The following is an 8364-nucleotide window of genomic DNA, read 5'->3' on the forward strand; positions in this document are numbered from 1 at the left end:
CATTCTGTGAAATCTTTTGCCAATCTGGCCGCGATCGCAGGGGGACTGGCCCTCTTTGCCGCCTTCCCGCCGCTCGGTATCTGGCCACTGGCCATTGTAGGGGTCGCACTTCTGGTTGGCGCCTTGGAGGGGCGTAGCTGGTTCGGTTCGTTCTGGATCGGCACGCTTTTTGGGTTCGCCTTCTTCTTCCCCCTATTCGATTGGGCACGGATCGCCTCGGGTGTTGTGATCGCCCAAATCGGATTGTCTGTTGCCGAAGCCCTCTACATTGGCGCCATGGCCATCGTATGGCAAGGTCTCATGCGTGGGCGTCTCGGATCGTTCGTTACCCTGCGCGCACTCACGCTGCCGCTCGTGTGGATCGCTTTCGAGCAGCTGCGCGGCACGTGGCCATTCGGGGGAATGCCGTGGGGAACCCTTGGTTTTTCGCAGGTTGATAGCCCACTGGTCCGCTTGGCACCATGGGGTTCCGTCATGCTGGTTGGCTTCTTCGTGGTGGCTATCGCGGTTCTGCTGGAGTGGTGCGTGAAAACGGCCATCGAACGCCGGTTGGGCAACGCGATCATTGCCGTAGCCTGCGGGGGAGCGCTGCTGTACGCTCCCATGTTCCTTCCCTTGGGCGCCAGAGCCGACAGCTACATCACCGCAGGTTTTGTCCAAGGGATCGTTCCGGATGAGGCCACGCTGGGGCCCGATGAGTCCCGTGCCCTGACCGTTACTGAGAACCTGGTGAAGTCCACCGACAACCTGCCAGGTGACCCCGATGTTGTATTCTGGCCCGAATCCGCCTCCGATCGTGATCCCAGAACCAGCGATGATGCGCGAGACCTCATCGATCAAGCATCGCAAAGCCTCGGTGTTCCGTTAGTGCTTGGCACTCAGAGTTATCCGGGGGAGAACCGCTACAACGAATACGTGGTGTGGATGCCAGATGGAACCATCGCGGGATCCTATTCAAAGCAACACCCGATCCCGTTTGGCGAGTACATGCCATACAAGGACTTTTTCCGGAATTTCACAGACGCCGTTGATCTGGTGACTATCGATATGCTCGCCGGAACCGAGCCAGCCGTGCTAGATGTTGAACTGGCCGATCAAACGCTCACCATTGCTTCTCCCATTTGCTTCGAGGTGGCGGAAACCCAGATCGTGGCTGAGGCAGTGCGAGGGGGAGCGGAGCTCATCATCGTGCCCACCAACAACGCCTCATTTGGCGAATCGGCGGAATCCGCGCAGCAGTTCGATATGACCCGATTCAGGGCCATCGAACACGGCCGTACCGCCGTTCAAGTGTCCACAGTGGGCGTATCCGGCGTGGTTGAACCCAACGGTGTGACGCGTGAGGTTACCGAGCCATGGACCGAAGATGCCCGCACCGTTCGCGTCGGGCTCCGCAGCGAGCTGACGTTCGCGGCACGGTTCTCGCAGTTTCTACTGATCGGTACATATATTGCTGGTGGAGCCCTCAGCGTGCTGGGACTCATCAACATCGTTCGTCATCGGTTGCCGAGGAAGTGAAAGGACATCCGTGAAAGTTCTCGTTACTATTCCCACCTACAATGAAGCCGAATCACTACCTCACATCGTGGAGCGCGTACGCACCGCAACGCCACACGTGGAGATTCTTGTTGTGGACGATAATTCTCCCGATGGAACTGGGCAGATCGCCGATCGCCTTGCGGCCCAAGATCCGGGCATTCACGTTCTCCATCGGGCGGGCAAGGAAGGGCTCGGCCGCGCCTACATTGCTGCCTTCCAATGGGCGCTGGGCCGCGATTACACACATGTCGTGGAGATGGACGCCGATGGCTCGCACCGGCCGGAACAGCTACCAGCGCTGCTCGGACGAGCACTTGCGCCTGACGGGCCCGCACTGGTCATCGGTTCGCGCTACGTGCGCGGGGGAGAACTGGTGGGATGGCCAAAGTACCGCGAACTTCTCTCACGGGCTGGAAACCTCTACATCAAAGCGTGCTTGGGGCTTCCAGCGAGCGATGTCACCGCAGGATACCGTGTGTACCGCGCTGATATCCTGCGGCTCATCGAGCTAGATTCTGTGGAGGCAACCGGATACTTCTTCCAAACGGCCATGACTGATCGGGTTCATGCCTGCGGTGGGAAGATTGCCGAGGTTCCCATCAGCTTTGCCCAGCGCGAGGCCGGAGAGTCCAAGCTTTCCGGCAACATCTTCGTTGAATCGTTCCTCACGGCTACCAGAATGGGAGCCACCAGGAGAGCGTCTCAAGTCAAGAAGCTGTTCACTTCCTTCGGCGCATCCTGAGCTTGCCCGACCGCAGGAGCTCAAGGCGTTCCTCAAGGAGGATCTTCAGATCGTCCTCTGTGCGGCGCTCCATGAGCATGTCCCAGTGAGTGCGTGGAGGCTTCACAGGCTTGTTGTCCTCAGCGGCCACCGCGTTCTGGAGCTTTCCTTCACGCCCACAACGGCATTCCCAGGTTGCCGGCGGTTCTGCATCAACAGCCATCGCCACGCCAAACTCGTGGCCAACCGGGCAGATGTAGATAACCTGCTTACGGCCAACAAAGGCCACACCTTGATCTGATTCGAGAGAGTTCGCGCCAATCTTCATGCCGCGTAATGATCGTTCTGCCATGGAGTTATCCTAAGCCCGGTCGTAGGCCAGCCCAGCGTTAGGGAGCCTAAAACCCTACGGCGCCGCCATCTGCAGCCCATTGACCTACTTTCCAGACCCTCATCCTATTTGCCGATAATGTACATTATGTCAACTTTGGCTTCGCGTGCTCATCACCGCACTTTGTCTCGTTTCAATAAAGTCCTCTCCTACTTCCCGGATTTCGCGTTAGCCTTTTCGTATGAGACTCGGAATTGATTTCGGCACCACCCGCACCACCGCCGCGCTGGTGGATCGCGGCAACTACCCATTGGTGGCGTTCCCTGACCATGAGGGCGATTCCTACGAGTTCATCCCATCCATGGCCGCTCTGGCCGAACGTGGCGTTGTGTATGGCTTTGACGCCCAGCGCCTTGCCTTAGAGGGCGCCCCTCACGTTCGTTCCTTCAAACGCATCCTCTCATCAGCCAACGTCACGGCACAGACGCCCGTGAGCCTCGGTGAACGCGAGATCCCCATTCTGGATCTGGTCACCGGCTTCCTCTTCCACGTAGCAGCGTCCATTCGCACCGCTACAGACGCACCCAAGGAAGCACTCGAAGTTGTTGTGGGCATACCGGCCCACGCGCATTCGGCCCAGAGATTTCTGACCCTTGAGGCGTTTCGGCGCGCAGGGTTTGACGTGATCTCCATGATTAATGAGCCCTCTGCCGCGGGCTTCGAGTACACCCATCGCCATTCAAAGCTTGTCAACGATCGCCGCTCGAAGGTCCTCGTTTACGATTTGGGCGGCGGGACGTTTGACGCGTCCGTCGTCGTCGCCGAAGGAACAAACCACGAAGTTCTCGCCTCTCGTGGAAACAACTCGCTGGGCGGCGATGATTTCGATGATGTCTTGGCCCAATGTGCGATCAAGGCTGCGGACGTGACGCCAAACGATGCCGAGTATGCGAAACTGCTCCTCGATGCCCGCCGGGCCAAGGAAGCGCTCTACCCACAATCGCGCCACATCACATTGGACGTATGTGGAACAACCGTGACCATCCCCGCTTCGGACTACTATTCCGAGTGCGCGGCGCTCATGGAGCAAACATTCGTGGCGATGGAGCCACTACTTTCACAGGACGAACACGGTGATTTCCGGCCAGGAGATGACGTGTCCGGCATCTACGTGGTGGGCGGCGGCTCCGAACTTCCGGCCGTCATGCGCGGCCTCAAGGACCGTTTTGGGCGCCGTATTCGCCGCTCCCCCTACACCGCTGGCTCACAGGCAATCGGGCTGGCTATCGCCGCCGATCCGGATGCGAACTACTCGGTTGTGGAGCAGCTCTCCCGCTACTTCGGTGTGTTCCGCGAATGGGACGGCGGGAAGAAGGTGACCTTCGATACGATCATCGGGCCGGACGCCACGGTTGGCACGCAGATTTCGCGAACGTACCGCGCCGCGCACAACGTGGGATGGTACCGATTCGCCGAATGCACGGATCTAGACCCTGACGGTGAGCCGCGCGGAGAGATCGTGCCCCTTGGAGAGATCCTCTTCGCGTTCGATCCGGCGCTGCGGGACACAAATCTTGACACTGTGGACGTGAAAAGAGTGGAAAACGGACCCCTCGTTGAGGAAACCTACTCCATCTCCCCCAATGGAATTGTCAGCGCGCAGATCACCGATGTGGAATCCGGATACTCCATTAAACGATCGCTGGGTTCGGGGCGCACTGGAGAATAGCGTGGCGGTCATATTGTGAGACCGATTGGGCGGCCAGCGTCTCACAGTGCGACAGTAAGGTAGTGAAACACCCAGTTGACGAGGTGCCCAAGGCGCCTCAACTCGTCGTTTTATCCCTTCAACACGTTTTGGCATTCTATGCCGGCGCGGTGATTGTTCCCCTACTCATCGCCAATAGCCTGAATTTAGATGCCGCAACCACCATTCACCTCATTAATGCGGACCTGTTTACGTGCGGTATTGCCACGCTTATTCAGTCACTCGGCATCACCAAATATGTGGGTGTGCGCCTGCCGATCATTCAGGGCGTCACCACCACTGCGGTGGCCCCGATCATCGCGATTGGCTTGGCCGTCACTAATGGGGAAGGCGGAAACGCCGGCCTGCCCGCCATCTACGGATCGATCATCGTGGCCGGGATCTTCACGTTCCTCGCCGCACCGTACTTTGCGAAGCTCTTGCGCTTCTTCCCGCCGGTTGTCACCGGAAGCGTCCTGTTCGTCATGGGCACGACCCTCCTATCCGTCTCCGCCAATGACTTTGTGGATTACGCTGAGGCGGCGCCCGATGGCATAGCACTGGCTTACGGATTCGGGACGCTTCTGGCCATCATCTTGGTCCAGCGCTTCTTCCGCGGGTTCTTCGGCACCATCTCGGTTCTCGTTGGCCTTGTGGCCGGGACCGTGATCGCGGCAATCGCCGGGCATCTAGGCGACGATTCCATCGGTGTTTTCCATGAGGCTGAGGCCGTGGCCGTCACTACCCCGTTCTACTTCGGCGCTCCCGTCTTCACACTGACCGGGTGCATTTCCATGATCATCGTCATGATCATCACGATGGTGGAAACAACCGGGGATGTGTTTGCCACCGGCGAGATCGTTAACAAGCGCATCAACAAGAATCATATTTCTGCCGCGCTACGCGCCGATGGGCTCTCTACCCTCTTGGGTGGCATCATGAACTCTTTCCCCTACACCTGCTTCGCTCAGAACGTTGGCCTCGTGCGTATCACGCGCGTCAAGTCACGCTGGGTTGCCGTAGGCGCGGCCGTTCTCATGATCATTCTCGGAGTGCTTCCCAAGGCCGGAGCAATCGTCAACATGATTCCTGCGCCCGTGCTAGGCGGGGCCAGCTTGGCGATGTTTGCCAACGTGGCCTGGGTGGGCATGCAGACCATTGCTAAGTCCGATATGCGCGACAACCGCAACGCGGTGATCGTGACAACCGCTCTTGGCCTCGCGATGCTCGTGACCCTGAAGCCGGACATCGCTTTGGTGTTCCCCGAATGGGCACAGATCTTCTTCTCCTCCGGCATGACCATCGGAGCGATCGCCGCCATCTCCTTGAACCTTCTGTTCTTCCACGTAGGCAACCAGAAGGGACAGGACATTGTGCGCGATCACGGCGGGCGAGGACTCGGCATCGAGGATGTCAACGCCATGGACCGCGAGCAATTCGTCAAGGCGTTCCGTTCCGTGTTCAACACGCAAACGTGGCCGCTTGAAAAGGCGTGGGAGCAGCGTCCCTTCGCCAGCGCACACGATGTGCGTGATGCCGTTCAGGAAGCCGTGCTGAGTGGCTCTTCCGCCAACCAAGATGCTCTGCTGAACGACTATCCGGATATGGCTCAGCTGTTGGGCGCCGGAGATGAGGGCGAGCAGGTGGTGACCAAAGATATTGGGTCGATCGCCCTTGAGGCTGCGACGCCGGAAGAACTCGACGAGGTAGCACGGATCTCCCACGATTATCAGGAGCACTTCGGCAGGCCGTTCATCGGCTACCTTGGACCGCTTGATACCAGCCAGCAGATCATTGCCTCCGGCATGCGCCGCCTAGCCAACTCCCCTACTCAGGAGCGCATCGTGGCACTGGCCGAGGTTGTCGAAATAGCAAATGATCGCTTCGATATCGCGCTTGCAGATGCGAACCCTCTGCGAGCTGCGTGGGAAGCGAAATTCGCGAGGAAGTGAGCTAGACGGCTGAGCGCCGCTTCTTAGCGCGGCGCTTGGCCAGCTCATCAACAACCTCGTCCTCAACGCGTGAGGTGGGAAGTTCAGAAAGGGATCCTTCAACTTCCCGCCACACACGGCCAACGGCAATGCCGAACACGCCCTGGCCTCCCTGAACGAGGTCAATGACCTGATCATCAGACGTGCACTCGTACACCGATGCACCGTCAGACATCAACGTGATCTGAGCAAGATCATCAACGCCGTAGGCCGCAAGCTGCGAAACCGCAAGCCGAATCTGCTGGAGCGACACTCCGGTATCCAAAAGGCGCTTGACCACCTTGAGAACCAGAATGTCCCGGAAAGAATAGAGGCGCTGACTACCTGAGCCTGTCGCTGTGCGGATGGTTGGTGAAACCAATCCGGTGCGGTCCCAGTAATCTAGCTGCCGGTAGGTAATCCCTGCTGCCTTGCACGCAATGGGGCCGCGGTAGCCCGTCTCCGAATCCAAGTCGGGCAGCGGATCACCGAAGAGCATCTGCTGTGCGCGCTGCTTGGTGGTGTCAGCCGCGTGTGCGTCGCTCATCTAAGCCTCCGTTCAAAAAGTTCGTACCCCTCAAGTTTAACTTGAAGTTTTCGCAAGGCGTGACGAAAACACCCCGTGTGTTTTACCTGAGATTAACCTCAACATTCTCCGCGAGCAAGGCTCGATACAAATGCGAGAAGGCGGCAGAATCCTCAGAGGCCTTCGCGAGGGCTCGCTCCCCCGCCGCTGGCGTCGCTTTCGCGCGCTCGGGCGCCACGGAAGCTGTGATGAGTGCGGCATGCGAATGAGCAGAGTTCTTCACTGTCCTGATCTGGCGCAGATCAAATCCGGCGCTCTCCAACATCCACGCATATCGCACAATCTCCACCGATTGGCTCGTGAGCCGCCCGCGAGAATCTGACGAAAGAATACCTACTGAGATCATTGCTTCAATGTCAGCAACTGGCACTCCCGTGAGGTCAGAAACCTCAACGAGCTTCAGTCGCGTTCCTGGCTGAGGTCGCTGGACTTCCTCAATAACTCGCATCCGCCCGGGATGAGAATCCCGAGGAGATTCGCCCGCATCCAATTGCCGGAGGAGTTCGCCGATCTGTGACAGCGGCAAGAACCGATCACGTTGTTCCACCAGAACGAATCGAAGCCGCTCCACATCGGCCGCGGAAAACAGGCGCTGATTCGATGGTGTGCGCTGTGGCTCAACAAGCCCGATGGATTCGTAATGCCGAATCTTGGAAACAGTCAGGAGCGGAAATTCAGCGGAAAGAGCGGAACGAACCTCGCCAATCCTCAGCGCAGGACTGTGGGAGAGGTCCTGAGGCCACGTGAGCTGCTCGCGCGCCTCGCTATTGCGCGAGCTGTCATTGTTCCGCGGATTGCTCTGGGTAGCAGAGACCATGATCAGGCCTGCGATGCATAGAAGGACAAGCGGAACTTGCCGATCTGAACCTCATCACCGTTAGCCAGCACAACTGAGTCAATCCGTTCGCGGTTAACGTATGTGCCGTTCAAGGAACCGGAATCGCGAACCGTGAAGACGTTGCCTTCGCGAACAAACTGCGCGTGGCGGCGCGAAACGGTGAAATCGTCCAAAAAGATATCAGTCTTGCGCTGGCGTCCAGCGTTGGTGACGTCCTTGTTCAGAAGAAACCGCGCACCTTCGTTCGGTCCGCTGAGTGCAATGAGGAGGGCTGAGCCATGAGGCAGCGATTCGACAGCCTGAGCTTCCTCGGGCCGTAGTGCTCGGCGATCATCAGCGAAATCGGCAGAAGCTCCGTCAACGGCATACTGCGACGTATTACCTAAAGCATCGCCGCCCAATGACGTCTTGTTTGGATCATCTGATACCGACATCCTGAACCTCCCTCACAGTGTAAGTAACAACAGTATAACAACTCCCGGCGGGTCAACAGCACCTATGATTTTCAACTCTTCTCCCCAATTGGAGTTTCGCCCGCGCTCTGGTGTAATCTCAACTGGTCGGCAGCAACCGGCATCGGGATGTGGCGCAGCTTGGTAGCGCACTTGACTGGGGGTCAAGGGGTCGCAGGT

Annotated in this window: 8 protein-coding genes; 4 read left to right on the forward strand and 4 right to left on the reverse strand. The window is 58.5% G+C overall.

What is annotated here, in order from left to right; all coding sequences use genetic code 11:
• The first annotated feature begins 6 nt into the window (after positions 1-6).
• Positions 7-1518, forward strand: coding sequence for an apolipoprotein N-acyltransferase (gene lnt, locus ACTHV6_RS05835; protein ID WP_441386340.1), 1512 nt, complete (start codon positions 7-9; stop codon positions 1516-1518).
• A gap of 10 nt (positions 1519-1528) precedes the next feature.
• A complete protein-coding gene (locus tag ACTHV6_RS05840) occupies positions 1529-2281 on the forward strand; it encodes a polyprenol monophosphomannose synthase (protein WP_441386341.1) in 753 nt (250 codons plus the stop codon).
• Here ACTHV6_RS05840 and ACTHV6_RS05845 read toward each other — a convergent pair.
• On the reverse strand, positions 2259-2612 hold the full coding sequence (locus ACTHV6_RS05845; RefSeq protein ID WP_441386342.1) for an RNA polymerase-binding protein RbpA: 354 nt from the start codon (positions 2610-2612) through the stop codon (positions 2259-2261). The genes ACTHV6_RS05840 and ACTHV6_RS05845 overlap by 23 nt on opposite strands.
• Positions 2613-2832: 220 nt before the next feature.
• On the opposite strand from ACTHV6_RS05845, the gene ACTHV6_RS05850 reads away from it, so the two are divergent.
• The gene (locus ACTHV6_RS05850; RefSeq protein WP_441386343.1) at positions 2833-4320 is read left to right on the forward strand and encodes an Hsp70 family protein; all 1488 of its coding nucleotides are present in this window, start codon (positions 2833-2835) and stop codon (positions 4318-4320) included.
• A gap of 62 nt (positions 4321-4382) precedes the next feature.
• On the forward strand, positions 4383-6290 hold the full coding sequence (locus ACTHV6_RS05855) for a solute carrier family 23 protein (RefSeq protein ID WP_441386344.1): 1908 nt from the start codon (positions 4383-4385) through the stop codon (positions 6288-6290).
• A 1-nt stretch (position 6291) separates the two neighbouring features.
• Here ACTHV6_RS05855 and ACTHV6_RS05860 read toward each other — a convergent pair whose 3' ends face one another.
• From ACTHV6_RS05860 to ACTHV6_RS05870, 3 genes are all read right to left on the reverse strand, one after another.
• Positions 6292-6855, reverse strand: coding sequence for a MerR family transcriptional regulator (locus tag ACTHV6_RS05860; protein WP_441386345.1), 564 nt, complete (start codon positions 6853-6855; stop codon positions 6292-6294).
• A gap of 82 nt (positions 6856-6937) precedes the next feature.
• Positions 6938-7711: a transcriptional regulator FtsR gene (ftsR, locus tag ACTHV6_RS05865; RefSeq protein ID WP_441386346.1), complete on the reverse strand. Its 774-nt coding sequence runs from the start codon at positions 7709-7711 to the stop codon at positions 6938-6940.
• A gap of 2 nt (positions 7712-7713) precedes the next feature.
• On the reverse strand, positions 7714-8166 hold the full coding sequence (locus tag ACTHV6_RS05870) for an FHA domain-containing protein (RefSeq protein ID WP_441386347.1): 453 nt from the start codon (positions 8164-8166) through the stop codon (positions 7714-7716).
• Between the last annotated feature and the right edge of the window lie 198 nt (positions 8167-8364).

The organism is Ancrocorticia sp., from assembly GCF_052089425.1.
In the GTDB taxonomy this organism is placed as follows: domain Bacteria; phylum Actinomycetota; class Actinomycetes; order Actinomycetales; family Actinomycetaceae; genus Ancrocorticia.